Here is a 25,627-nt window from a genome sequence, read left to right as displayed (position 1 = left end):
ACGTGGCAGTTCTCTCATCCAGGCCTGGCAGGATACTGAGACCATGAGCACCCTGAGTTCCGCGCCGACCCTGGACGAGGTCGCACAGACGGCCGGCGTGTCCCGCTCGACCGCGTCCCGTGCCATCAACGGCGGCCTGCGCGTCTCCCCCGAGGCGCAGGCCGCCGTGGACGCGGCCGTCGCCCAGCTCGGGTACACCCCGAACAGGGCGGCACGGTCCCTCGTGACACGGCGCACCGACTCGATCGCGCTCGTGGTCCCCGAGCCCGACGAGCGCATCCTCACGGACCCGTTCCTGTCGGGGACCCTGCGCGGGGTCAGCGCGGCGCTCGCCCCCACGGACCTGCAGCTCGTGCTGCTCATCGCTCGGCCCGACGAGCACGCGGGCCGCATCGTGCGCTACCTGCGCAGCGGTCACGTGGACGGCGCGATCATCACGTCGCACCACCGCGAGGACGACCTCGAGGGCGCCGTGCTCGCCTCCCCGCTCCCCGCGGTGTTCGTCGGGCGACCCTTCACGGCCATGGACGACCTGGTCTACGTCGACGTGGACAACGTCGAGGGCGGACGCATCGCGACCCAGCGCCTGATCGACGGTGGCTACCGCCGCATCGCGACGATCACCGGCCCCCAGGACATGACGGCGGGCGTGGACCGCCTCGCCGGCTGGCGCGAGGCGCTGCGCGCGGCGGGCCTGCCCGACGACGCGATCGCCTCGGGGGACTTCGCCGCGGCCGGCGGGGCGGCGGCCATGGAGGAGCTCCTGGACCGCCACCCCGACATCGACGCGGTCTTCGCCGCCTCGGACCTCATGGCCGAGGGCGCGCTGCGCGTGCTCCGTGCACGGGGCAAGTCCGTGCCTGGTGACGTGGCCGTCGTCGGATTCGACAACCTCGGCGTCGCCGGGGCGACCAGCCCGGCCCTGACGACCGTGCAGAACCCCGTCGTGGAGATGGTCAAGGCCGCGACCGGGATGCTGCTCGACCTCATCGCGGGCCACCCCGTCTCGCGGTCCCCGCGCGTCTTCTCCCCCGAGCTCATCCGCGGGGCGTCGGACTGACCGTGGCGCGCTAGTCGACGTCCCACTGCTCGGCGCGCTCGGCGCCCTGTCCTGCGTCCGCGCCGCGCGCCGCGACCTCGGCGACCACCGCCGCCGCGATCCCCTCGGTGAGGAGCGCTCCGGCGACGACGAAGAACACGACGTCCGTGGCGCCGTCGGGCCCCATGACGCTCCCGACGACCGCGAGCGCCACGACGAGCGCCGCCCCCGGCAGCACCACCTTGAGCGCCGCGCGGTGCCCGGCGATCCACCCCGCGTCGCTGCGCTGGGTCGCGGGGGTCCGGATGCCGATCAGACCGTTGCGCGTCATCCGGTCGGTCGCTCCGAGCCAGGCGAGCCACGCGACGAGGAGCGCCACGACGACGATGATCCAGACAGCGAGCACGGGGCCTCCTCGACGAGGTCGGACGTGTGCCGCGGTCGGCGGGCGACGCCCCGGCCGCGGGAGCACGGCACGAGCCTAGGCCCCAGCGCACGAACCACGGGTGCGACCGGCCCCGCCGCGCTCCGGATCATGCTGACAACCCCTTGTGAAAGTTCTCACAAAGGGTGTCGGTGAGTCGCGCGCCCCCTCGCCGTACCGTCGAGGCACGTCGTGCCGACGCTGACCCGAGCCTGCCCGGGGACCGCTTCACGACCCCTGACGACCGGCCGGAAGGACACGACATTGACCGCCACCGCAGGCACGTCCGAGGCCCGTGCGCTCCCGCCCCTCGTGGTCGCGGGCCTGACCACGCTCTCGACCGTCGACTGGCCGGGCCGGCTCGTCGCCACGGTCTTCCTCCAGGGCTGCCCGTGGCGCTGCACCTACTGCCACAACCCGGACCTCGTCACCGCCGCACCCCGCAACGCGCAGCGCGCGATCCCCTGGACCGCCGTCCTGGCGTTCCTCGCGCAGCGGCAGGGGCTGCTCGACGGCGTCGTCTTCTCGGGCGGTGAACCGACCCTCCAGGCCGCGCTCCCGGCGGCGATCGCCGACGTGCGCGACCTGGGCTTCGGCGTCGGGCTGCACACCGGGGGCGCGTGGCCCGTACGCCTCGAGCACGTCCTGCCTCTCGTCGACTGGGTCGGCCTCGACATCAAGGACCTGCCCGACCAGTACGCACGGATCACGGGGGCCGGGCCCTCGGGAGAGGCCGCGTACCGGTCGCTCGCGACCCTGCAACGCTCGGGCGTCCCGCACGAGGTGCGGACCACGGTCGACCCGACCGTGCACTCGCGCCACGACGTCCTCGAGCTCTGCGGGCAGCTCTCCGCGATGGGGGTCCGGGGCCACGTGCTCCAGGAGGCACGCGACCTCGGGACCGACCCCGCGTACGCGGCCGCGCTCGCCGGTCGACGACTGTCCGACGTGCTGCGCGACGACGACCTGCCCCTGACCCGGCGGCGCACCTGACCGAGCCTCGGGGCGACCTCGTGCCAGGACCAGCGTGCCCCTGGGCCACGCTGGTCCTGACACGTCGGGTCAGCGCGTCACGTGCCCGAACCGGTGCATCGTCCGGCTGATCGCCTGCTCGCGCAGGACCGTCAGCAGCTCGCGCCGACCGCTCGCGAGCACCGCGTGGTCCAGCACCGTCACGTCGCCCACGTGGCCCGCCGCGGCCTCGCGCAGCCCGGGCGCCGAGCCCACGACGCGCACCCGCCCCGTGACCTCGCCGCGCCCGACCGACGCGGCGAACGCCTCGTGCCTCACGGCCGACGGCCCGTCGGCGCGGCTCACGACGACCGGCACCCCGGCCGTGCGCGCCGCGGACAGCACGCGCTCGACCTCGACCGGCGCGGCGCCGTCCCCGACGCGGACCGTCAGGACGTCGATCGGCCGGTACCGCAACACGTTCGACTCGACGTGCAGCGCCGACGGGTCGTGCTCGACCGCGAACTCGTGCGCCCACCAGCGGGCGTCGTCGGCCCGGGCCCACGCGAGCCACGCCTCGGGCGAGGTCTCCCGCGCGGGGACGGCTCCGGCGTCGGGCACCGCGCTCGACGAGCCCGCGGTGACGGCGTCGCTCCATGTGCCCAGCTCGGCCACGTAGTTGGGGCCGCCCGCCTTCGCGCCCGGGCCCACGGCCGAGCGCTTCCAGCCGCCGAACGACTGGCGCTGGACGATCGCGCCCGTGATGACGCGGTTGACGTAGGCGTTGCCGACCTGGACGCGGTCGAGCCAGGTGTCGACCTCGGTGTCGTCGAGGCTGTGGATGCCGCCCGTGAGGCCGAACGAGACCGCGTTCTGCAGCTCGATGGCCTCGTCGAGCGTCGCGGCCGTCATGATGCCCAGCACAGGGCCGAACACCTCGGTGAGGTGGAAGAACGATCCGGGTGCGACGCCCGAGCGCAGGCCCGGGGTCCACAGACGCCCGTCCTCGTCGAGCCGGCGCGGCGCGACGAGCCACTGCTCGCCCGGTTCGAGCGTCGTCAGGGCACGCAGCAGCTTGCCCTCGGCGACCTCGGTGAGCGGCCCCATGGTCGTCGAGACGTCGGTGGCCGGGCCGACCGCGAGCGAGCGGACCGCGTCCACGAGCTGCACCGAGAACCGGCGACCGGTCTCGGTGCGTTGGTCGCCGACCGAGCCCACGAGGATCACGAGCGAGGCCGCCGAGCACTTCTGCCCCGCGTGACCGAACGCCGAGCGCACGACGTCGGCCGCCGCGAGGTCCAGGTCGGCCGACGGGGTCACGACGATCGCGTTCTTGCCCGACGTCTCGGCGAGCACGTCCAGGTCGGGGCGCCACGACGCGAACGTCTGCGCCGTCTCGATCGCCCCCGTGAGGATCACGCGGGCCACGCCCTCGTGCGTCACGAGGTGGCGGCCGAGGTCACCGTCGGGCACGCGCGCGAGCTGCACGACGTCGCGCACGGCGTCCGCCGTCAGGGAGCTCCCGGCGGGCGCGTCCGCCACGGCGTCCGCGAGCCCCGCGTGGATCGCGTCGACCGCGACCTCGAGGCAGCGCGGCGTGGCCGGGGCCGGCTTCGCGATCACGGCCGAGCCGGCCGCGAGCGCCGCGACGATCCCGCCCACGGGGATCGCGACGGGGAAGTTCCACGGCGGGGTCACGAGCGTCACGCCGTGGGGCGTGAACCTCGCGCCGGGGACCTGGTCGAGCGCCTCGGCGGACTGCGCGTAGTAGCTCGCGAAGTCGACGGCCTCGCTGACCTCGGGGTCGGCCTCGGCGACGGTCTTGCCGGGCTCGTGCACCATGGCGGTGACGAGGTCGGTGCGGGCCTCCTCGAGCCGGGCGGCCACGGCGCGCAGGGCGCGGGCGCGGTCCGCGGGGGCGACCTGCGCCCATGCCGCGGTGGCCCGCCCGGCGCGCGCGACGACGTCGTCCACCTGGTCCGTGCTGGTCACCTCGGGCGACTGCGCGGGGACGAACCCGGAGTCCGGTCCGACGATCCGCGCGGCCCAGGCGCGGTTCGCCGCGACGGCCGGGTCGGTGTCGGAGGCGTTGGTGAACCGCTCCCCGGCGGCCGCGTGCCCGACGGCGGCGCGCGCCTGGCGACGCGGCGTCACGTCCGCGTCGGAGTAGCGGGTACCGAGCTCGACCGAGGCGCGGTAGGCGGCCTCCTGGCGGTCCATCGCGGTGTCCGAGGGGTGGTCCGACGGGTGGTCCGAGGGAGCGAACATGGCGTGCAGGAAGTTCTGCTCGGCCGCGTTCTCCTCGAGGCGGCGCACGAGGTAGGAGATCGCGACGTCGAAGTCCTCGCGGGCCACGACCGGGGTGTACAGGACGACGCGGCCCGCGTCCCGAGCGACCTCGTCCCGCACCGCCCGCGCCTCGCCCGGCGCCATGCCCTGCAGCATCTCGACGTCGAGCGCGTGGGCGACCCCGCGCGCTCGTGCGGTGAGGATCGCGAGCGCGACGTGGAACAGGTTGTGGCTCGCGACGCCGATGCGCACGGCGTCGGTGCGGGGGGCGCGCAGCGCGTGGTCGACGAGACGCACGTAGTTCGCGTCGACGTCGGGCTTGGTCGGGTAGGGGGCCTGGGCCCAGCCGTGGAGCTCGGCCTCGACCTTCTCCATCGCGAGGTTCGCGCCCTTGACGAGACGCACCTTGACGGGGGCGCCGCCCGCCGCGACGCGCTCGGTCGCGAACGCGGTGATGCCGTCGAGCGCGCCGAGCGCGTCGGGCAGGTACGCCTGGAGCACGATCCCGGCCTCGAGGCCGCGGAACTCCTCACGCCCCAGGATCGCCTGGAAGACCTCGGTCGTCAGGGCCAGGTCGCGGTACTCCTCCATGTCGAGGTTGAGGAACACCCCGTGGTCGCGCGCGGCGCGGTACAGCGGCAGGAGGCGCTCGACGACGCGGTCGCGCGAGCCATCGAGGTCCCACGTGACGAGCTGGGAGGCCACCGAGGACACCTTGACCGAGACGTAGTCGACGTCGGGACGCTCGACGAGCGCGATGGTCCGCGCGAGCCTGGCCTGGGCCTCGTCCTCGCCGAGCACGGCCTCGCCGAGGAGGTTGACGTTGAGCGCGTACCCCTCGGCGCGCGTGCGTGCGAGGTGCTTGCCGAGCCCCGGGCCGGCGTCGGCCACGAGGTGACCGACGAGCTGGCGCAGGCGGATCCGTGCGGCGGGCACGACGATCCTCGGCAGCACGGGGGCCATGCGGGCGCCGAGGCGCAGCAACGCGGTGTCGACGGGGCCGAGGAAGCCCTTCGCACCACCCGCGAGGTCGCCCAGGAGGCCGAGCTCGTGCGCGGCGACCTGGACGTCCTGGGGGCGGGCGACGTTGTCGACGAACCGCACCGCGAGCTCGAGGCCCGCGGGGTCGGACACGAGGGCGCCCAGGCGCTCGGCGGTCCTGCGCTCGCGCGCGCCCTCGGAGGCCGCGGCCGCGGCGGCGATCCAGCTGCGGGCGAGGCGCGCGGCGTCGTCGGTCAAGGTCTCGACCGGGGTGTCGGTCTGGACGTCGACGCTGGTCAGGGGCGCGGAGTCGCCGGCTCGTGACCGGTCGTCCGCGCGTGGAGCACCGGCGGGGGCGCTCGAGTCGTGGCTGCTCATCCTCCTAGCGTGCCTCCGTTGCTGACGCTTCGTCTTGTACGATCCGGGCTGTCATGGCATCGCTTCCGGACAAGTCCACCCCACCACGCACCTGGCCAGGCGGCGAGGCGCTGCTGGCTGCCCTCAGCCCCGCGATGGTCGACCTCATGGACGAGCTCTCGTCGACCATGTTCTGCGCCAAGGACGTCACGGGTCGGTACGTGCTGGTCAACCGTGTCTTCGTCGCTCGCACGCACGAGCGCTCGCGCCGCGCGGTCCTCGGCAAGCGCGCCACCGACCTGTTCGTCCCCCAGCTCGCCGAGCGCTACGACCAGCAGGACGCCGAGGTCCTGCGCACGGGCCGCCCGCTGCGCAACGAGCTCGAGCTCATCCGCCGCCTGGGCGGCACGCCCGGCTGGTTCCTCACGTCCAAGCTCCCGGTGCACGACGGCGCCGGTCACCTCGTCGGGCTCGTCTCGGTCTCGCAGGACCTGCGCGAGGACGACGCCGACGACGCCTCGATGGACTCGATGGCGCGGCTCGTCGCGGGCATCGAGGAGCGTCTGGGGCAGGCGCTCACGGTCGCGGACCTCGCGGCCCTCGCAGGGTGCACGCCCGCGGTGCTCGACCGCCGCGTGCGGCGCGTGTTCTCGCTCAGCCCGCGCCAGCTCGTGCTCCGCTCCCGGGTCGACCGGGCGGCCGAGCTGCTCGCGGCGACGGACTCACCCATCGCCGAGATCGCGGTCGTCACGGGCTTCTACGACCAGCCCGCGTTCACCCGGACGTTCGCGCGCCTGACGGGCGAGACTCCGTCGTCCTTCCGGCGGCGGGCGCGGCGGTAGGTCGCCCTCCCGGCTCGCGCACCCGCGCGTCCCGTGCCAAGACTGGGAACCATGACCTCGATCCCCACCGCCGCCCTGCCCGGCGGAGACATCCCCCTGCTCGGCCTCGGCACGTGGCAGTCCGAGGGCGACGACTGCTACCGCGCGGTGCGCCACGCGCTCGACGTCGGGTACCGCCACATCGACACCGCGACCATGTACGGCAACGAGGAGCAGGTGGGTCGCGCGCTCGCCGCCTCCGGTGTGCCGCGCGAGGACGTGTTCCTCACGACCAAGCTGCGCCCCGCCGACGTGGGCCGCGAGCACGAGACCCTGGCACGGTCGCTGCGCCTGCTCGGCACCGACTACCTGGACCTGTGGCTGATCCACTGGCCACCGTCCGGCGACGCCTCGCCCTGGGTGTGGGCCGAGCTGCTCGCGGCGCGCAACGTGGGCCTCGTGCGGTCGGTCGGGGTGTCGAACTACTCGGTGGACCAGCTCGACGTCCTGTCCGAGCAGACCGGCGAGACCCCTGCGGTCAACCAGATCCCGTGGGGCCCCGACGACTACGACGCACGCGTCGTCGAGCAGCACGCCCAGCGCGGCGTGGTGCTCGAGGGGTACAGCCCGTTCAAGCGCACCAACCTCGACTCGCCCGCACTCCAGGCAGTCGCGAACGCGCACGGGGTCAGCACCGCGCAGGTCGTCGTGCGCTGGCACCTGGACCACGGTTTCGTCGTGATCCCCAAGTCGGTGACCCCGGCCCGGATCGAGGCGAACTTCGACGTCACGGGCTTCTCGCTGAGCCCCGACGAGCTCGCGAGCATCGACACGCTGGGGTGACGATCCGGCCGGTGACGTGAAACGGGCCACGACCTGGCGGTACGTTGGACGGGCACGGTCCCTCACCTCGGGACCGGAAAACCCTCATCACCCGGAGGAAGAGTGACGACGACGTCAACGCCGCCCACCAGCGGTGCCACCCAGGCCGGATCCACCACCGAGTCGCCCCACCAGAAGGCCTCGGCGCTCGCGACGGCCCACAGCCAGCTCGCGAGCGCGGTGGAGATCCTCGGCTACGACCCGGGCCTGCACGAGATGCTCGCGACCCCACGCCGCGAGGTCAACGTCTCGGTCCCGCTGCGTCGCGACAGCGGAGAGATCGTGCTGTTCCGCGGCTACCGCGTCCAGCACAACGTGTCGCGCGGCCCCGGCAAGGGCGGGCTGCGCTACCACCCGAGCGTCGACATCGACGAGGTGCGTGCGCTCGCCATGTGGATGACCTGGAAGTGCGCCGTCGTGGACCTGCCGTACGGCGGGGCCAAGGGCGGCGTGTCGATCGACCCGCGCCAGTACTCGCAGGCCGAGCTCGAGCGCGTGACCCGCCGGTACACGAGCGAGATCATGCCGGTGATCGGCCCCGAGCGGGACATCATGGCCCCCGACATGGGGACCAACGAGCAGACCATGGCGTGGGTCATGGACACCTACTCGGTCAACCAGGGATACACGATCCCGGGCGTCGTGACGGGCAAGCCGATCCCCGTGGGCGGCTCGCTCGGACGCACCACGGCGACGTCGCAGGGCGTGGTCCACACGACCAAGGCAGCGCTCGCCGAGGCGGGGCTCGAGCTCTCGGACGCGTCGATCGCGGTGCAGGGGTTCGGCAAGGTCGGCTCGCACGCCGCCGCGATCCTCGCGGGCCAGGGCGCCCGGGTGGTCGCGGTGAGCGACCAGTACGGCGGCATCCACGACGAGGACGGGCTCGACGTCGCGGCGCTGTTCCGGCACGTCGCCGAGACCGGGACCGTGGTCGGCTTCGAGGACGCCGAGCCGATCGACAACCACGCGCTGCTCGCGCTGCCCGTGGACGTCCTCATCCCGGCGGCCGTGGAGGGCGTGCTCGACGACGAGACCGCGCACACCGTCAAGGCGCGCTGGGTCGTCGAGGGAGCGAACGGTCCGACGACCGCCGCGGGCGACCGCATCCTCGCCAAGAACGGCGTGACCGTGGTGCCCGACATCCTCGCGAACGCGGGTGGCGTCGTCGTGTCCTACTTCGAGTGGGTCCAGGCGAACCAGGCGTACTGGTGGACCGAGCAGGAGATCGGCGAGAAGCTCGAGCACCGCATGCACGTGGCCTACCAGGGCGTGTCGTCGCTGGCTCGTCGCGAGGAGATGAGCCTGCGCGACGCCGCGCTCGTCATCGGCATCCAGCGCACGGCCGAGGCGCACCAGATCCGCGGGCTCTACCCGTAGCGATCGTCCGTCGCCCCGGGCAGGGCGGTCCTCGCGAGGCGAGGGCCGCCCTGTCGCACGTCCTGGCCGGGCGGCCCCGCACGTCCCCGGCAGGACCTCCCTGCCCGACGACGCCGCGTCAGCCGCGTCGTGCGCGCAGCGTGGTCACGACGGGGGCCAGGAGCGCGACGGCTGCGGCGACGCCCGCCGCCACCGCGACGGTGCCGTCGACGAGGGGACCGTTGGCGCGACCGTAGGCGATCCAGCCGAGCCCCCAGGCCATGGCCAGGCCGATCGCGATCGCGACCACCGGCCTGCGCGCCGCGAAGAGGGCGTAGGCGACGGCCAGGACCGCGCCGGCCGCGACGACGAGCACGCCCCAGGCGGTCGCGCCGAGACCCATCTCGCCCACGCCCGCGTCGGTGAGCGCGGCGGCGACGTTGGCGAGCGTCGCGACGCTGGCCCAGCCCAGGTAGAGGCCGACCGTGCCGTCCAGGACGACGGCCTGGACCGTGCTCGCGGGCGGGGTGCGCACGAGCCGCACGAGGATCACGGCGAGCACCGCGACGAGCAGGCCGATCACGACGACGCTGAGCGGCAGGACACCCGTCTGGACCACGCCGATCCAGGCGGCGTTGAGGAGCATCGAGACCAGGACCCACCACGACACGGACCGCAGGCGGGAATCGGTGGCCTGGCGCGGGATCGCCTGGTAGACCGCGAAGACCGCGAGCCCCAGGTAGATCACCGACCAGATCGAGAAAGCCGGACCGTCCGGCGCGACGGGGGTCGCGTCGGCGGCGAGGGCTCCCCCCGACGCGTTCTGGACGGCTTGTCCGCCGAACGCTCCGGAGCCGAAGGCCGCGCCGACGATCGCGATCACGGCTCCGACGAGGACGGTGACCTGGCGGACCCGGTCGGCGGTCGTGGGGGCCGCGGCGGGCTGGGCTGACGTGGTTTCTCGGGTCGCGCTCATGCTCCCAGCATGCCAACACTCAGCATGCTGAGCATCTTGTGCGCACCCCGCTGGCGTCGAGCGCCCTCGACCGGTTACGCTCCGGCGCCAGCAGATCGCCGCGACGCGGCCCGCCGTCGGAGAACCACATGAACAGCTTGCTGCGAGCCACGCTCGGCGCCCTCGTCCGCGCGTTGGCCCCGGGGGCCGCGACGTCCGGTACCCCTGCGGCATCTGCGTCGTCTGCAGGGCTCACGGCGACGACAGCCCGCACCTTTTCCGAGCAGCAGTACGTCGCCCCGGCGTGGGAGCACGGACACGTCCCGCTCTCGGTCGACCTGTACGGAGCGTTCGGCCGCATCCTGGACTCGCGAGAACCTCTGAGTGCGGAGCAGTTGTCGCGGATCGGGCAGATGGGCGACAACTACTCCGCACTCAGCGGCAGGACACGAGCTCAGGACAGCGGCTGACGCCCCGCCCACTCGATCAGCGTGGTCCGGGGACCCGTGAAGAACGGCGTCTCCTCGCGCACGTGGCGGCGCGCCTCGGTGGCCCGCAGGTCGCGCATGAGGTCGACGATGCGGTGCAGCTCCTGGGCCTCGAAGGCCAGCAGCCACTCGTAGTCGCCGAGGGCGAAGGAAGCGACCGTGTTGGCCCGCACGTCCGCGTAGTCGCGGGCCGCGAGGCCGTGGTCGCGCAGCATGGTGCGGCGCTCGGCGTCGGGCAGGAGGTACCAGTCGTACGACCGCACGAACGGGTACACGCACAGGTACGCGCCCGGCTCCTCGTGCATGAGGAACGCAGGGACGTGGCCACGGTTGAACTCGGCCGGGCGGTGCAGGGCCGCGTTCGACCAGACCGGCTCGAGGTGACGGCCGAGCTCGCTCGCCCGCAGGCGCTGGTAGGCGCCCTGGACCGACTCGACGGTCGGACCGTGCCACCAGACCATGAGGTCGGCGTCGGAGCGCAGGCCCCCCAGGTCGTACCAGCCGCGGACCACGAGGTCGCCCTCGACGGCCGCCGGGTCGTCGCCGCCACCGACCGCGGCGAGAGCGGCCTCGACCATCTCGGTGCGCTCGGCGGCGTCGGCCGGCAGGGACTCGGCCAGCGCGAAGACCGACCACATCGTGTAGCGGATCGAGTCGTTGATCTGCTCGTGGTCCACGGGGACGCGGTGCGCGTCGTTCATCGTCGTGCCTCTCTGGAGTGCGTGCTCCCGGTACGTCGCCGTCCTGGGAGTCGTGCGGGTCGTCTGGTCAGCGGTGCAGGTCGGTGCTGCACAGCGCGGGGATGCCGCTGGGCTCGCCGTCGCGGCGCAGGCAGCAGTCCGGTGCGCAGACCGAGCGGAACGGGCCGAGCTCGCCGACCACGGCCTCCGTGAACTTCTCGTCGCGCGCGATGGCCGCCCGCTCGAGGACCAGGTCCACGAGGCCCTTGACGAAGGGCGCCCGGGTGCCGACGGTCCCGGCGCGCACCGCGGTGATCCCGAGGCGCGTCGCGGTCTCCATGGCCTCGGTGTCGAGGTCGTACGCGACCTCCATGTGGTCCGACACGAAGCCGATCGGCGAGAGCACGACGTTCGTGACGTCGTCGGCGGCCAGCGACTCCAGGTGGTCGTTGACGTCCGGCTCGAGCCACGGCTGAGCGGGCGGGCCGGAGCGCGAGCAGAACGTGAGGTTCCACTCGACCTCGTGACCGAGGCGGGCCGAGACCTCCTCGGCGACGACGCGGGCCAGGTCGAGGTGCTGGCGCGAGTAGGTGGCGTGCGAGATGCGCGACGCGGCCTCCATGGTCAGCGGGATCGAGTGCGTAACGAACACGAGCCGGGCCTCGCGCACGTCGCCGCCCTTGGCCGCGAGCGCCTCGTACGCCTCGAGCACGGCGTCGACGTTCGCCTGCGCGAAGCCGGGGTGGTTGAAGTACGAGCGCACCTTGTCGAACTGGATGCCGGTCGAGCCGTCGGGGCCGAGCTCGCCGCGGGCGTCGAGCGTGAGCGCGAGGTCCTCGCGGTACTGGCGGCAGCCCGAGTAGGACGAGAAGGCCGAGGTCACGAGGGCAACGGCGCGCTTCGCGCCGACCTCGGCGAGCTGCTCGACGGCGTCGCGCGTGTAGGGCTCCCAGTTGCGGTTGCCCCACACGACGGGCAGGTCGATCCCGCGGTCCGCGAGCTCTTCCTCGAGCGCGGCCTTGAGGGCGAGGTTCTGCTCGTTGATGGGGCTCTTGCCGCCGAACCCGTAGTAGTGCTCGCCGACCTCCTCGAGACGTTCGTCGGGGATCCCCTTGCCGACCGTGACGTTGCGCAGGAACGGCACGACGTCCTCGGGCTTGTTGGGTCCTCCGAACGAGTAGAGGAGGAGGGCGTCGTAGGGGCGGACTTCTGCGGCAGCGGCAGGAGCGGTGCTGGTCCGTGCACCGGGTCCGGCGGCCGTCGTCTGGGGCGAGTACGAGGGCATGTCCGCATCCTCTCAGGCGTACCTGGGGGTTCTCCGCCCGAGGAGTGCGACGCCGACGTGACATTGACGGGACAGTTCGTCAGAACGTCTCTCGACCTCGCCCGGGGCGTGGGGCCGCTGCCCCGCGCCTACCCCTTGACCGCTCCCCCGAGGCCCGCGCCCTGCAGGAACGTGCGCTGGAACACGAGGAACAGCAGCACCGGGATGATCGTCGAGATCGCGAGCGCCGCGAGGAACACCCCCTTGTCGGTCGTGGCCGCGATCGCGGGCAGGCGCACCGACAGCGGCTGGATCAGGGGGTCCTTGAGGACCAGGAGCGGCCACAGGAAGTCCTTCCAGCTCGCGATGATCGCGAACACCGACACCACGCCCAGGATGGGCTTGGACATGGGCAGCACGATCGACCAGAACAGCCGGTAGGGCCCTGCCCCGTCGACGCGCGCGGCCTCGAAGACCTCGCGCGGCAGGTTGTCGAAGAACCGCTGCACGAGCAGCACGTTGAACGCGCTCGCGCCCGCGGGCAGCCACACGGCCCAGAAGCTGTTGATGAGCGAGGTGCCCAGCAAGGGCGGGTCCAGGATCGTCAGGTAGAGCGGGACGAGCAGCACCACGGCCGGGATGAACATGGTCGACAGCACCGCGGCCTGGACCACCTTGCCGTAGCGCGGGCGCAGCACCGACAGCGCGTACCCGGCCGTCGTCGCGACGACCATCTGCACGGCCCACGACCCCAGCGCGAGCCAGATCGTGTTGAAGAAGTACTTGCTGATCTGCACCTCGTTCCACGCCTTGTCGAGGTTGTCCCACGCGATGCCGTTCGGGAAGACCGCCATGGGCGTGCGCAGGATGTCCTGCGTGGGCGTGACCGCGAACTTCGCGAGCAGCAGCATGGGCCCGAGCCCCGCGACCACGAGCAGGACGAGCAGCAGGACGTGCGTCCCGCCCATCCCGAACCGCACCGAGGGGCGGCGCCAGTCCGCGTCGGACACGGCGCCGCGGTCGGCCACGCCGTCCATGGCCCGACGGCGCCGCTTGCGCTCGCGCGCCGCGTCGCCCTCGCGGCGGGTCAGGTAGGCCCTCTCGGCGAGCCCTGCCATGGAGCCGCCGCCCTGGGCCGAGATCTCCACGGGCGAGGGGTGCTCGCCGGGGCGGGCTGCGCCGTCGGGCTCGGTGACGTCGGGCGTGCTGCCGGACGCTCCGGGCGGGACGGCTGCGGGACGGTCGGTGCGCGGGGTCGTCATGAGGTGCTCCAGGACCGGGTCAGGCGGAAGTACAGGGCGGAGAAGGCCGCGAGGGCGAGCGCGAGCATGAGCGAGAGCGCGGTCGCCGCGCCGTAGTTGCCGCCCAGGCTGTTCGCGAACGCGTAGTTGTAGATGAGCAGCAGGATCGTGATGGTCGAGTTCGCCGGGCCGCCGCCCGTGAACAGGTACGGCTCGAGGAACACCTGCGCGGTCCCGATGATCTGCAGGATCAGCGTGATGAACAGGACCCCGCGGAGCTGGGGCATGGTCACGTGCCACACCTTGCGCCACACGCCCGCGCCGTCGACCTCGGCGGCGTCGTAGAGCTCGGGCGGGACGCTCGTCAGGGCCGCGAGGTAGATGATGATCGTGCCGCCGGCCCCGGCCCACGTGGCCGCGAGGACGAGCGACGGCATGGCCGTGGTCGCGTCCTGCAGCCAGGGGTAGGGGCCGAGTCCCACCCAGCCGAGGATCGTGTTGAACACGCCGTGGGGGCCGGCGTCGTAGAAGAACTTCCACAGCAGCACGGCCACGACGGGCGGCACGACGACCGGCAGGTACGCGAGGGCCGAGTACAGGCCCTTGTACCGCCGCACCTCGCTCATGAGCACGGCAGCCACGAGCGGGATCGGGTACCCGAAGAGCAGCGCGAGGAGCGCGAAGTACGCCGTGTTCTTGACCGCGGTCCACAGCAGCGGGTCGGCGAGCACGTACCGGAAGTTGTCGAGCCCCACGAACTGGGTGTCGACGAGGTTCGTCTCCTGCACGCTCATGAGGAGCGCGCGCACGATCGGGAACCAGGAGAAGACCCCGAAGATCACGATCACGGGCAGCATGAAGACCAGGTTGCTGGGCCCGCCGCCGCGCACCCAGGTCGCGGGCGACCGTCGTCGGGCGGGCTTGTCGGCCGGCGCTTCGTGGCGTCTGCGCGCCGGTGCACTGGTGGCGGTCACGGAAGGTCCTTCGGGGTCGAGGAGAGGAGGAGTGTCCCCGGTCGGTCGCCAGAGGGGGCTCGCGACCGACCGGGAGAACGAGGAGCCGGGCTGCCCGCCCGCTCTCACGAGCACCGGGTGAGCCCCGGGCGAGACAGGGTTGCCGGCCGGGAGGGGATGCGGGGGACGGGGCCGGGCCGTGGCGGGTCTGGCGGGAGGCCGAGGAACGAGGCCGGATGGAAGGCCCGGCCCCGTCCCCCGCGTCACCTCACCCAGCACGTCACCCCTGGTCGAGCAGCGCCTGGGCCTGCTTGTTCGCGTCCGCCAGCAGCTTGTCGATGTCGGCGTTCTGGTCCGTCAGCACGGCCTGCACGACGGGGTCCATGAGCGCGTAGATCTCCTGCGTCTTCTGCGACGGCTCACCGACGAGGGGCAGGTCGAACATGGTGTCGGTGTACCCGGTCATCTGGTTGAGCGGGACGTTGATGTAGTCCTTGATCCACTCCTGGTTCTCGAGGTACTGCTCCTTGCTGAACATGGGGAGCACGGGCGTGCCGACGGGCTGGTCGCTCGCGACGAGCGTCTGGGCGTCCTTGACGGCGGCGTCCTGGTCGACGAGCTTGTTGAGGTAGAAGAAGTCGATCCACTTGACGGCGGCTGCCTTCTTCTCGTCGGTGGCCTTGGCGGGCATCGCGGCGAGGGTGCCGCCCGTCAGGACGCCGGCGTCGCCGCCGTCGAGGGGCAGCGCGGTGAGCCCGTAGGTCGCGGGGTCGAGCCCGTTGGACTGGACCATGGAGGTGTAGACGTCGGAGCCCGACGTGTACATGCCGACCTGTCCGGCGGCGAAGGCCTCGTTCATGGTGCCCCAGTCGAGGAGGAAGTTGCTGCCCATGGAGTTGTCCTCCCAGCGCAGCGCCTTGAGGAACTCGAGGGCTTCCTTGGTGCCGTCGTTGTCGAGCGACTCGGTGGCCGTGCCGTCGTCGGCGACGTCCTGGACGCGGCCGCCGCGCGAGTAGGTGTTGACGGTGAGCTGCCAGCCGCCGGTGTTGTTCTGCGTCATCTGGGCGTAGCCCGCGACGCCGGGGTTGGCGTCGGCGATCTTCTTGGCGTACTCGCGGACCTGGTCCCAGGTGGTGGGCGGCGAGTCGGGGTCGAGGCCTGCGGACTCGAACAGGGCCCGGTTGTAGTGGAGGCCGACGCCGTAGACGTTCTTGGCGGGGATGGCGTAGACGTGGCCGTCGGGTCCGGTGCCGGCGTCGATGATGGCGGGGTTGAACTTGTCGGCGTAGGGCAGGGTGCGGAACTGGGTGTCGAGGTCCGCGATCTGCTTGTTCTCGACGAGGGTCTTGGCGTCGGTGAACGGTATCTCGAACACGTCGGGCAGGGTGCCGCCGGCGAGCTGGGCGGCGAACGTGGTCGCCTTCCACTCGTACTCCTCGGGCACGACGTCGATGTCGGGGTTGGCGTCCTCGAACTGCTCGACCTGCTCGTTGAAGGCGTCGATGGCTTCGGGCTCGGAGCCGGGCAGGAGGGAGACGACCTTGAGGGTGGTCTTCCCGTCGGCGGACTCGTCGTCGCCCGAGCCGGAGCTCGAGCAGGCGGCGAGGGCGGTGGCGGTGAGGGCCCCCACGAGGGTGAGGGCGATCGCGCGGCGTGTGGACTTCATTGTCTCTGCTCCTTGTCGGGCGGGTGTGCGGGTCGGGCGGGTGTCAGGCGGGGGTGGTGCCGGTCGCGTGGCCGGGCGGGGTGCGCCGGAGCCATGCGGCCGTGTCGGTGGGGAGCAGGGCGCCTGCGGCGCTCTGCGTGAGGTCGGCGCTCGTCAGGAGCACGTCGTACCCGGCGGGCAGCGGGACGGCGGGTCCGAGGTTGACGACGCACAGCACGTCGTCGCGCGTGAACGCGAGGAGGTCGCCGGTCGCGTCGGCCGTGCCGTTGCCCACGAGGACGTCGTCGGCCCACGCGAAGTCGCCGCGGAACGCGGGCTCGGTGCGGCGCAGCGCGAGGACCTGGCGGTAGAGGCTGAGCATCGACGCGTCGTCGCCAACCTGCGCCTCGACCGACAGGTCGCCCCACCCCGCGGGCTGGGGCAGCCAGGGGTGGGCTCCGCCGTCGGGCCCGAACCCGTGGCTGGTGCCGCCACGCGTCCACGGCAGGGGGACGCGGCAGCCGTCGCGGCCGGGGTCCACTCCCCCGGACCGGAAGTGCATGGGGTCGTTGATGACGTCGAGCGGGAGGTCCTCGACCTCGGGCAGGCCGAGCTCGTCGCCCTGGTAGACGTACAGCGATCCGGGGAGCGCGGCGGACAGCAGGGCGGCCGCCCGTGCCCGACGGCGGCCCGCGGCCAGGTCGGTCGGCGTCCCGAAGCGCTTGGCCCCGAACGCGAACGCGCTGTCCTCGCGGCCGTAGCGCGTCACGGGGCGGGTCACGTCGTGGTTGGACAGGACCCACGTGGCGGGGGCGCCGACGGGGGCGTGCGCGTCGAGCGTGGTCTGGACGGACTCGCGCAGGGCCTTGGCGTCCCAGGGGCGGGCCATGAAGTCGAAGTTGAACGCGGTGTGCATCTCGTCGGGGCGCAGGTACTGCGCGAACCGGGCACGGTCGGCGAGCCAGACCTCCCCGACGAGGACGCGCGGCTCGTCGTAGGACTCGGCGACGGCGCGCCAGCCGCGGTAGACGTCGTGGATCTCGTCGCGGTCGACGTGCGGGTGCTCGCCGGGGCCGGGGTGGGCCGGAACCTCGGGCAGCGTGGCGTCCTTGACGAGCAGGGCCGCTGAGTCGATCCGGATGCCCGCGGCGCCGCGGTCGAACCAGAACCGCAGGATGTCCTCGTGCTCGCGCCGGACGTCGGGGTGGTTCCAGTTGAGGTCGGGCTGCTCGGGCGTGAACAGGTGCAGGTACCACTCGCCGGGCGTGCCGTCGGGGTTCGTGGTGCGGGTCCAGGTGGTGCCCTGGAAGTCGGAGACCCAGTGCGTGGGCATCTCGTCGCCGCCCGGGCCCTTGCCGGGGTGGAACCAGAAGCGCTCGCGCTCGGGCGAGCCGGGGCCGGCCGCGAGCGCGGCCTGGAACCAGCGGTGCGCGGCCGAGACGTGGTTGGGCACGACGTCGACGATGGTGCGGATGCCCAGCTCGCGCGCCGCGGCGATGAGCTGCTCGGCCTCGGTGAGCGTGCCGAACTGGGGGTCGATCTCGCGGTAGTCCGCGACGTCGTAGCCGCCGTCGGCGAGCGGGGACAGGTACCAGGGGGTGAACCAGATGGCGTCGACGCCCAGGTCCCGCAGGTACGGCAGGTGCTGCCGCACGCCGGCCAGGTCGCCCGTGCCGTCGCCGTCGCCGTCCGCGAAGCTGCGCACGTACACCTGGTAGATGACCGCGTCCCGCCACCAGGTGGGGTCGGTCCCTCGGGTCGAGTCGTCCTCGCGCACCGTGTCCTCGTCTTCCGTCCGTCCCGTTCAGCCGTGAACGGGTGCTCCTCGTCGAGCGCGGCGACCCGGGTGGGTGTGCCGCTGGACTCCCGATCCGTGGGATCCGGCGTCTGGGGATCAACGTAATCACTCGACAGCAATCACGCAAGAACTCGACAGGAGCGTTATGAAAACGCGACCTTCGCCGGGAGGCGCCTCGCTGTGTGCGGAGCAGTTGCTCCCGTGAAGGCGTGGGCGGTGCAACTACTCCGCACTCGACGACTGGCGGGGGCCGGGGCAGACGCGGGCAGCACGGAGGGCGCCGCCCCGGGATCCCCCGGGACGGCGCCCTCGTCGGCGGCGCGTGGCTAGTCGGTCGCGGCGCTCCGCAGGGGCGCGGTCGAGCCGCGCACCACGAGCTCGGGTTCGAACAGCAGCTCGTCGCGCGACACGTCGGCTCCCGCGATCATGCTCGCGAGCAGGTCGACGGCCGCACGCCCCATGGGCTCGATGGGCTGGCGGACGGTCGTGAGCGCGGGATCGGTCGAGTTCATGAGCGCCGAGTCGTCGTAGCCCACGACCGAGACGTCGGTCGGCACCTGCTTGCCGGCCCGGCGCACGGCCCGGATCGCGCCGAGCGCGAGCGGGTCGCTCGCGCACACGATCGCCGTGGCTCCGGCGTCGAGGAGCCGCACCGAGGCGGCCTGGCCGCTCTCGAGCGAGTACTGGCTGTGCTGGACGAGCGCGGGGTCGATGGTCACGCCGTGGCGGGCCGCGAGCGCGTGGGCCGCGGCGAGCTTGCGCTCGGACGGGATGTGGTCGGTGGGACCGAGCAGCAGCCCGATCCGGCGGTGCCCCAGCGACAGCAGGTGCCCGAGCGCCTGGTTCATGGCGACGACGTCGTCGCACGAGACCCGCGGGAAGTCGAGCGACTCGATCGAGGCGTTCATGAGGACCACGGGCAGGTTGCGCTCGGCCAGGCGCCGGTACGGCTCGTGGTCCGCCTCGCGCTGGGCGTAGAACCCGCCCGCGAAGAGCACGCCCGAGACCTGCTGGCCGAGGAGCAGGTCGATGTACTCGGACTCGGTGATGCCGCCCGCGGTGCGTGTGCAGAGCACGGGCGTGAACCCCTGCTGCGCGAGCGCTCCGCCGATGACCTCGGCGAACGCCGGGAAGATGGGGTTGGCGAGCTCGGGGAGCACGAGGCCGACGAGCCGTCCGCGCTCACCGCGCAGCTTGGTGGGGCGCTCGTACCCGAGCACGTCGAGGGCCGTGAGGACGGAGTCGCGCGTCGCCTGGGAGACCCCGGGCTTGCCGTTGAGCACGCGGCTGACCGTGGCCTCGCTGACACCGACCTTCTTGGCCACCTCGGCAAGTCGTCTGGACATGCTGCTGACTATACGCAGAGCGCAAGCGGCTTGCGTTCGCTTGCGCAACCTTGAGCGGCCCGTCAGCGTCCCCGCGTGACGGTGTGCCCCGCGTCGGTGAGCACGTCCGCGGCGGACTCGACCGAGTCCTCGGGGACCAGCACCAGGTCCGCGTGGAACGTCGACGCGACGAAGACCGCGATCCCCGCCTCGGCGAGCGGGCCCACGATCGCCGCGAGCATGCCGGGCTTGCCGAGTCCGTGGGGGTCGCCGTAGAACCCGGCCCACCGGTCGCCGCCCCCGCCGAAGGGCGAGGCCTCGCGCAGGACGGTCAGTCCCTCGGGTGCGCGGACGAGCGCGACCCACTCGTCGTCGTCGGGGAAGGACGAGTGGGGCTCGTGCGCGAGCGTGAAGAACGAGTCGAGGAGGCGGAGCTTCTGCGCGGACATGCCCGCGAGCCTAGGCCGCGCCACCGACACCTGGATCGCCCCCGAGAAGTGTCGTGCAGTGCACAACAACCCCTGTGCGCGGCACACCTCGAGCGCCGAGCCGTGGTTAGGCTCGACGCGTGAGCGCCCCCACCCCCACACCCGGGCTCCTGCCCGCACCCGTGAGCCTGCAGCCTGCCGCCGGCTCGTTCCCGCTGACGGACGGCACGCCGGTCCGCACGGACCCCGCCCTGGCCGCCGCCGCGCGCTGGTGGCGCCGGGTCACCGAGGACGCGTTCGGCCTCGAGCTGCCGTTCGGTCCCGTCACGGCCGAGGACCAGCCCGACGGCGTCGCTCCCACGGGCGTGACCCTCGCCCTCGACGCGTCGCGGCTCGCGGGCGGCTACCGCCTCGAGATCACCCCGCAGGCCGTGCTGCTCACGGCCGCCGACGCGGCCGGCGCCCACGCGGGCGTGCAGACGCTGCGCCAGCTCGCGGGACCGCAGGCGTACCGCACGGCGCCGGTCGCCGCGCCGGTCCCCGGTGTCCCCGCAGACGCCGTCCGGCTGCCCGCCCTCACGATCGAGGACCACCCGCGCTTCGGCTGGCGAGGCGTGCTGCTCGACGTCGCCCGGCACTTCCTGCCCAAGCGCGAGGTGCTGCGGTTCGTCGACCTCGCGGCGGCGCACAAGCTCAACGTCGTCCAGCTCCACCTCACGGACGACCAGGGCTGGCGCATGCAGGTCCACCGCTACCCGCTCCTCACCGAGGTGGGCGGCTGGCGCACCGAGTCGAACGTCGGGACGTGGCGTACGGGCGTCTTCGACGGTCGCCCGCACGGCGGCTTCTACTCCCAGGACGACCTGCGCGAGATCGTCGCCTACGCGCGCGAGCGGGGAGTCGTCGTCGTGCCGGAGATCGACGCGCCCGGGCACGTCGAGGCGGCCGTCGCGGCCTACCCGTTCCTCGGGACCCGCAAGGCGCCGCACACGGTGCGCACCACGTGGGGCGTGAGCACCGAGGTCCTCGATCCCTCGGACGAGGCGCTCGAGTTCTTCAAGCACGTGCTGGACGAGGTCCTCGACGTCTTCGACTCCCCCTGGGTCGCGATCGGCGGCGACGAGGTCCCCACGACGCTGTGGCGCGAGAGCCCCGCGATCGTGGCCCTCGCCGAGGAGCGCGGCCTCGCGGACGTCGCCGACCTCGCGGGCTGGTTCCTGGCCCGCCTGAGCGAGCACGTCACGGCCCGGGGCCGTCGTGCGGTCGTGTGGGACGAGGGCTTCGGCGCGCAGCTCCCGCGCGACGTCGTCGTGACCGCGTGGCGCGGCTTCACGGTCGGCGCAGACGCCCTCGAGGCGGGCAACGACGTCGTCATGGCCCCCGAGCAGGTCGTCTACCTGGACCACCGTGCGGGCGACGGCGAGGACGAGCCCGTGCCCGTCGGCTTCCTGCGCACGGTCGAGGACGTCTACGCGTTCGACCCGTTCCCGCCCGAGGTCCTCGCGCAGTACCCGGGCCTCGACTCCGCGCCCGGCCGCCTGCTGGGCGCGCAGGCCGAGGTCTGGTCCGAGCACCTCGACTCCCCGCGCCGCGTCGACTACGCGGCGTTCCCGCGCCTCGCGGCGTTCGCGGAGGTCGTCTGGAGCCCGACGGCGGAGCGCACCCCGGGCGGGTCGTCCTCGGCCGAGTTCCTCGCGCGGCTCGAGCGCGACCACCTGCCGCGCCTCGACGCGGCAGGGGTCGAGTACCGCCCGCTCGACGGGCCGAGGCCCTGGCAGCAGCGTCCGGGCGTGCACGGCTTCCTGCGTCACCTCGACCAGGAGATGGCGGCGGGCGGCTGGGCGGGCGTGGGCGGCTGGGTCGAGGGACGCGACGAGCACTCGGAGGGACAGGCATGAGCACCACGGAGCAGCCGGTGACGCTCGTCGTCCGCGGCGCACGGCTCACGACCCCGGAGGGGTTGTCGGAGCCCGTCGACCTGCTGGTCGCGGGCGACACGATCGACGACGTCGTCCCCGCGAGCACCGTGCCCGTCCCCGCGGGGGCGCACGTGGTCGAGGCGGCGGGGCGCATCGCGTTCCCCGGCTTCGTCGACTCCCACGTGCACGGCGAGGCCGCGGTCCTGGACCCTGACGTGCAGCTCGCGATGCTGCGCCAGGGCGTCACGAGCATCGTCGTCGGGCAGGACGGCGTCTCCTACGCCCCCTCCGCGCCGCTGCCCGTCGGTGACGGAACCCCCGACGCGCACACCTGGGCCACGGGCTACTTCAGCGCGATCAACGGCGAGCACCCCACGTTCCGTGGCGGCTCGGTCGCGGACCTGCTCGCGACCTACGACGGCACCACGCCGCTCAACGTCGCCTACCTCGTGCCGCACGGCACGCTGCGCTACGGCGTGCTGGGTGGCGCGGCCCGCCCCGCGACGCCCGAGGAGACCGATCGCATGGTCGCGCTCCTGCGCGAGGCGCTCGACGACGGTGCGTGCGGCATGTCCACGGGCCTCGAGTACGCCCCGGCCTCGAACGCGACCGACGACGAGCTCGTCGCCCTGGCCCGCGTCCTCGCCGAGCGCGACCTGCCGCACGTGAGCCACATGCGCGGCTACGAGGACAAGGCCGGGACCGCGATGGCCGAGCTCGTCAGGGTCGCCCGGGCGTCGGGCGTCGCGACCCACGTCTCGCACTACCACGGCCCCGCGGCCGAGCTCGTGGGCTACGTCGAGGACGCGCACGCGGCCGGTCTCGACGTCACGTTCGACTCCTACCCGTACCTGCGCGGCGCCTCGATCCTGTCGATGGTCTCGCTGCCCACGTGGCTGCCCATCGCGGACCCGGACGCCACGGTCGCGATGCTCCAGGACCCCGACGTCGTCGCTCGCCTCCAGGCCGAGCACTTCCCCGGGCTCGCCGACCTCTGGGAGCGCGTGACCATGGCCGCCGTCCCCGGCGAGCTGCGGTGGAGCGAGGGCATGGCCCTGCTCGACGTCGCCGACCGGCTCGGCCTCGACCCCGTCGACACGACGCTGCGCATCCTCGTCTCGACGCACCTGCGCGCGGGCTGCGTGTTCGCCCAGCCGCCGACCAACTCCCCCGAGTCCGTCCGCACCCTGCTGCGCCACCCCGCCCAGATGGGCGGGTCCGACGCCATCTACCAGGGCGGACGGCCCCACCCGCGCGGCTGGGGCGCGTTCGCGCGCTTCCTCGCCGAGCACGTGCGCACGCTGGGCGACTGGACGTGGCACGACGCCGAGCGGCACCTGTCGACGGCCGCCGCCGAGCGCTTCGGGTTCACCGACCGGGGCCGCCTGGTGCCCGGCGCGCGCGCCGACGTCGTGCTGCTAGACCCCGAGACCGTGCAGGACGTCGCGACCTACGAGGACCCGCGCCGTCCCGCGACCGGGATCGACGACGTGCTCGTCGCCGGCGTCCCCGTGCTCGCGGGCGGCCTGCCCACCGGGGCCACCCCCGGGCGCGCGCTGCGACCGGCCGTCACGGCGGACCGCGCGTGATGGCCGGCCCGCGGGCCACCGCGACCACCGCCGCCGCGATCGCCGACACCGCGAGCAGGAACTCGTCCCAGTCGCTGCGGCGAGCGCTCGGGATCCTCGACGCGCTGCGTCACGACGCGGCGCGCGGCCTGAGCCTCGTCGAGCTCGCGGACGTCCTCGGGACGCACAAGAGCACGGTCTCGCGCCTGCTCGCCCCGCTCGTCGAGGTCCATCTCGTCCGGCGCACCCCGACCGGGCGCTTCGTGCTCGGCGCCGGGACGCTCCGGCTCGGCCAGGCATACCTCGAAGGGCTCGACCTGCGCACGGTCGCCGAACCGCACCTCGCGGCGCTCATGCGCGCCTCGGGGGCCACGTGCCACCTCGTCGTGCACGACGGCCTCGACGTCGTCTACATCGACAAGAAGGAGAACACCGCGGTCGTGCGGATGGCCTCGCGCATCGGGCGCCGCATGCCGCTGTACTGCACGGGCGTCGGCAAGGCGATCCTCGCGGCGAGCGACGCCGACCTCCTCGACGCCGTCCTCGAGCACCCCATGCCCGCCGTCACGGCCCGTACCGTCACCGACCCCGACCACCTGCGGGCCGAGATCCGCACGGTCGCCCAGCGCGGCTACGCGATCGACGACCGCGAGAACGAGGCCGAGGTGCGCTGCGTCGCGGCCGCCGTCGTCGACCACACGGAGACCGCGATCGGCGCGCTCTCCGTCTCCGCCCTCGCCTCGCACATGCCGCCCGCACGGGTGCGCGAGCTGGGCCCCCTCGTCGTGCAGGCCGCCCGCGCGGTCTCCGCCGGGATGGGCTCCGTGCGCTGCGGCTACGAACCCACCGGGAGGAACGCATGACCCACCCCACCCAGCCGTCCGGCCGCGCGAGCGTGCCGGGGGACCCGAGCCTCGTCGTCGGACCCGCGACCAAGGGCCTGCGGCTCGACGCCGAACGGACCGTCGCCGACGTCCTCGCGGACTCCCCGCGCATCACCGACGACGCCTTCTCCTGGCCGCTCCTGACGCTCGACGACGCGGCGCTCGACCACAACGTCGCGCTCATGGCGCGCCTGTGCGCCGAGCACGGCGTCGAGCACGCGCCGCACGTCAAGACCGCGATGTCCCGCTCGCTCTACGCGCGCCAGGCGCGCGCCGGGGCGTGGGGCGCGACCGTCGCGAACCCCGCCCAGCTCCGCGTCGTGCGCTCGTGGGGGGTCGAGCGGGTGTTCCTCGCGAACGAGCTCATGGACCCGCGCGACATCGCGTGGCTGCGCCGCGAGCTCGAGGCCTCCGTCGCACCGGGCGGCACGCCGTTCGAGGCGTGGGTCTACGTCGACTCGATCGAGGGCGTCGGGCTCCTCACGCGCGGCTTCGCGGGGGCGCCCGCCGACGTCGTCGCGGGGCTCGGCGTGCTCGTCGAGGTCGGCGTCCCGGGCGGTCGCACGGGCGTGCGCAGCATGGCCGACGCGCTGGGCCTGGCCCGCGCGGTGCGCGCCGCGGGCCTGCGCGTGCCGGGCGTCGCCGGGTACGAGGGGTCGGCCGCTGGCGGCACCACGCCCGAGGACCTCGCCAAGGTCACGGCCTACTGCCAGGGCCTGCGCGACGTCGCGGCCGCGTTCGTCCGCGAGGGCCTCGTGCCCGACGGCGAACCCGTGGTCGTGACCGCGGGCGGCAGCTCGTTCCTCGACGTCGTGCTGGCCGAGCTCCCCGGCCCGCTCACGATCCCGGGCAGCGCCGGGACCGACGGACCGGACGGCTCCTCGGCCACGCGCGACGTGCGGGTCGTCGTGCGCTCGGGCGCGTACGTCACGCACGACCACGGCTTCTGCGCACGCATGGACCCCTGGGACCGCATCCCGGGCGGCGAGCCCATGCACGCGGCAGCCGTCGTGTGGGGGCAGGTGCTCTCGGTCCCCGAGCCCGGCCTCGTGCTGTGCGGCGTCGGGCGGCGCGACGTGTCCTACGACATCGACCTGCCCACGGCCCTGTGGCTGCGCACGCTCGACGAGAACGGGGACCTGCGCCCCGCGCACGACCTCGCGGGGGCCCGCGTCACCGGCCTCAACGACCAGCACCTGTACCTCGCCATCGACCCCACGCCCGCGGGCAGCTCCCCCGTCACGACGCAGATCCGGCCCGGCGACGTCGTCGGGTTCGGGATCTCGCACCCGTGCACGCTGTTCGACAAGTGGCGCGTGGCGGCCGTCGTGGGCGACGACGACCAGGTCGTCGACGTCGTCGGCACCGAGTTCTGACAC

21 protein-coding genes are annotated in these 25,627 nt (G+C 73.3%); 10 read left to right on the top strand and 11 right to left on the bottom strand.

What is annotated here, in order from left to right; all coding sequences use genetic code 11:
* Positions 1–43: 43 nt before the first annotated feature.
* Positions 44–1,060, top strand: a complete 1,017-nt coding sequence (locus tag ACZDYF_RS01930; RefSeq protein WP_475052524.1) for a LacI family DNA-binding transcriptional regulator — start codon at positions 44–46, stop codon at positions 1,058–1,060.
* A gap of 10 nt (positions 1,061–1,070) precedes the next feature.
* Here ACZDYF_RS01930 and ACZDYF_RS01925 read toward each other — a convergent pair whose 3' ends face one another.
* The gene (locus tag ACZDYF_RS01925; protein ID WP_475052521.1) at positions 1,071–1,445 is read right to left on the bottom strand and encodes an SdpI family protein; all 375 of its coding nucleotides are present in this window, start codon (positions 1,443–1,445) and stop codon (positions 1,071–1,073) included.
* 282 nt (positions 1,446–1,727) lie between these two features.
* On the opposite strand from ACZDYF_RS01925, the gene ACZDYF_RS01920 reads away from it, so the two are divergent.
* Positions 1,728–2,456 carry an anaerobic ribonucleoside-triphosphate reductase activating protein gene (locus tag ACZDYF_RS01920; RefSeq protein WP_475052519.1) on the top strand — a complete coding sequence of 243 codons (729 nt, stop codon included), beginning with the start codon at positions 1,728–1,730 and terminating at the stop codon, positions 2,454–2,456.
* Positions 2,457–2,525: 69 nt separating this feature from the next.
* On the opposite strand, the gene ACZDYF_RS01915 is transcribed toward ACZDYF_RS01920, so the two are convergent.
* Positions 2,526–6,062 (bottom strand): proline dehydrogenase family protein, encoded by a 3,537-nt coding sequence (locus ACZDYF_RS01915; protein WP_475052516.1) that lies wholly within the window; start codon positions 6,060–6,062, stop codon positions 2,526–2,528.
* Positions 6,063–6,115: 53 nt separating this feature from the next.
* Here ACZDYF_RS01915 and ACZDYF_RS01910 point away from each other — a divergent pair, with 53 nt between their 5' ends.
* The 3 genes from ACZDYF_RS01910 to ACZDYF_RS01900 all read left to right on the top strand — a co-directional run bounded on the left by ACZDYF_RS01910 (position 6,116) and on the right by ACZDYF_RS01900 (position 9,121).
* On the top strand, positions 6,116–6,883 hold the full coding sequence (locus ACZDYF_RS01910) for a helix-turn-helix domain-containing protein (RefSeq protein ID WP_475052513.1): 768 nt from the start codon (positions 6,116–6,118) through the stop codon (positions 6,881–6,883).
* 51 nt (positions 6,884–6,934) lie between these two features.
* A complete protein-coding gene (locus tag ACZDYF_RS01905) occupies positions 6,935–7,705 on the top strand; it encodes an aldo/keto reductase (RefSeq protein WP_191790895.1) in 771 nt (256 codons plus the stop codon).
* A 102-nt stretch (positions 7,706–7,807) separates the two neighbouring features.
* Entirely contained in the window at positions 7,808–9,121 is a 1,314-nt protein-coding gene (locus tag ACZDYF_RS01900) for a Glu/Leu/Phe/Val family dehydrogenase (protein ID WP_435876361.1), read from the top strand.
* Positions 9,122–9,239: 118 nt separating this feature from the next.
* Here the strand turns inward: ACZDYF_RS01900 and ACZDYF_RS01895 are convergent, their stop codons facing one another.
* Positions 9,240–10,076: a tryptophan-rich sensory protein gene (locus ACZDYF_RS01895; RefSeq protein WP_475052510.1), complete on the bottom strand. Its 837-nt coding sequence runs from the start codon at positions 10,074–10,076 to the stop codon at positions 9,240–9,242.
* 128 nt (positions 10,077–10,204) lie between these two features.
* Here ACZDYF_RS01895 and ACZDYF_RS01890 point away from each other — a divergent pair, with 128 nt between their 5' ends.
* Positions 10,205–10,525, top strand: coding sequence for a hypothetical protein (locus tag ACZDYF_RS01890; RefSeq protein ID WP_475052507.1), 321 nt, complete (start codon positions 10,205–10,207; stop codon positions 10,523–10,525).
* Here ACZDYF_RS01890 and hemQ read toward each other — a convergent pair.
* From hemQ to ACZDYF_RS01850, 8 genes are all read right to left on the bottom strand, one after another.
* Positions 10,510–11,244 carry a hydrogen peroxide-dependent heme synthase gene (gene hemQ / locus ACZDYF_RS01885; protein ID WP_191790899.1) on the bottom strand — a complete coding sequence of 245 codons (735 nt, stop codon included), beginning with the start codon at positions 11,242–11,244 and terminating at the stop codon, positions 10,510–10,512. The two genes, ACZDYF_RS01890 and hemQ, sit on opposite strands and share 16 nt — an antisense overlap.
* A 67-nt stretch (positions 11,245–11,311) precedes the next feature.
* Complete coding sequence (locus ACZDYF_RS01880; protein WP_191790900.1) at positions 11,312–12,508, bottom strand: ferrochelatase; 1,197 nt, start codon at positions 12,506–12,508, stop codon at positions 11,312–11,314.
* A 128-nt stretch (positions 12,509–12,636) separates the two neighbouring features.
* A complete protein-coding gene (locus ACZDYF_RS01875) occupies positions 12,637–13,524 on the bottom strand; it encodes a carbohydrate ABC transporter permease (RefSeq protein ID WP_475053180.1) in 888 nt (295 codons plus the stop codon).
* A gap of 221 nt (positions 13,525–13,745) precedes the next feature.
* Positions 13,746–14,618 (bottom strand): carbohydrate ABC transporter permease, encoded by an 873-nt coding sequence (locus ACZDYF_RS01870; RefSeq protein WP_475053178.1) that lies wholly within the window; start codon positions 14,616–14,618, stop codon positions 13,746–13,748.
* Positions 14,619–14,961: 343 nt separating this feature from the next.
* Positions 14,962–16,347 carry an ABC transporter substrate-binding protein gene (locus ACZDYF_RS01865; protein WP_475052502.1) on the bottom strand — a complete coding sequence of 462 codons (1,386 nt, stop codon included), beginning with the start codon at positions 16,345–16,347 and terminating at the stop codon, positions 14,962–14,964.
* A 43-nt stretch (positions 16,348–16,390) separates the two neighbouring features.
* Positions 16,391–18,103 (bottom strand): glycoside hydrolase family 13 protein, encoded by a 1,713-nt coding sequence (locus ACZDYF_RS01860; RefSeq protein ID WP_475052500.1) that lies wholly within the window; start codon positions 18,101–18,103, stop codon positions 16,391–16,393.
* Positions 18,104–18,450: 347 nt separating this feature from the next.
* The gene (locus ACZDYF_RS01855; protein WP_239527429.1) at positions 18,451–19,470 is read right to left on the bottom strand and encodes a LacI family DNA-binding transcriptional regulator; all 1,020 of its coding nucleotides are present in this window, start codon (positions 19,468–19,470) and stop codon (positions 18,451–18,453) included.
* A 62-nt stretch (positions 19,471–19,532) separates the two neighbouring features.
* Positions 19,533–19,898 (bottom strand): ACT domain-containing protein, encoded by a 366-nt coding sequence (locus tag ACZDYF_RS01850; RefSeq protein ID WP_204809704.1) that lies wholly within the window; start codon positions 19,896–19,898, stop codon positions 19,533–19,535.
* Positions 19,899–20,017: 119 nt separating this feature from the next.
* On the opposite strand from ACZDYF_RS01850, the gene ACZDYF_RS01845 reads away from it, so the two are divergent.
* Genes ACZDYF_RS01845 through ACZDYF_RS01830 form a run of 4 tightly spaced genes read left to right on the top strand, consistent with a single transcriptional unit; the run spans position 20,018 to position 25,624 of the window.
* Positions 20,018–21,775 carry a beta-N-acetylhexosaminidase gene (locus tag ACZDYF_RS01845; protein ID WP_475052495.1) on the top strand — a complete coding sequence of 586 codons (1,758 nt, stop codon included), beginning with the start codon at positions 20,018–20,020 and terminating at the stop codon, positions 21,773–21,775.
* Entirely contained in the window at positions 21,772–23,385 is a 1,614-nt protein-coding gene (locus tag ACZDYF_RS01840; protein WP_475052493.1) for an N-acyl-D-amino-acid deacylase family protein, read from the top strand. The genes ACZDYF_RS01845 and ACZDYF_RS01840 overlap by 4 nt, the downstream gene beginning before the upstream one ends.
* Complete coding sequence (locus ACZDYF_RS01835) at positions 23,385–24,227, top strand: IclR family transcriptional regulator (protein WP_475052490.1); 843 nt, start codon at positions 23,385–23,387, stop codon at positions 24,225–24,227. Before ACZDYF_RS01840 ends, ACZDYF_RS01835 begins: the two co-directional genes overlap by 1 nt.
* Positions 24,224–25,624: a type III PLP-dependent enzyme domain-containing protein gene (locus ACZDYF_RS01830; protein ID WP_475052487.1), complete on the top strand. Its 1,401-nt coding sequence runs from the start codon at positions 24,224–24,226 to the stop codon at positions 25,622–25,624. The genes ACZDYF_RS01835 and ACZDYF_RS01830 overlap by 4 nt, the downstream gene beginning before the upstream one ends.
* Positions 25,625–25,627: the final 3 nt, after the last annotated feature.

The sequence above is a fragment of the Oerskovia sp. PE-21s genome (genome assembly GCF_056158145.1).
Note: the sequence above shows the minus strand (reverse complement) of the source record. Positions and strands in the feature narration are given on the sequence as shown.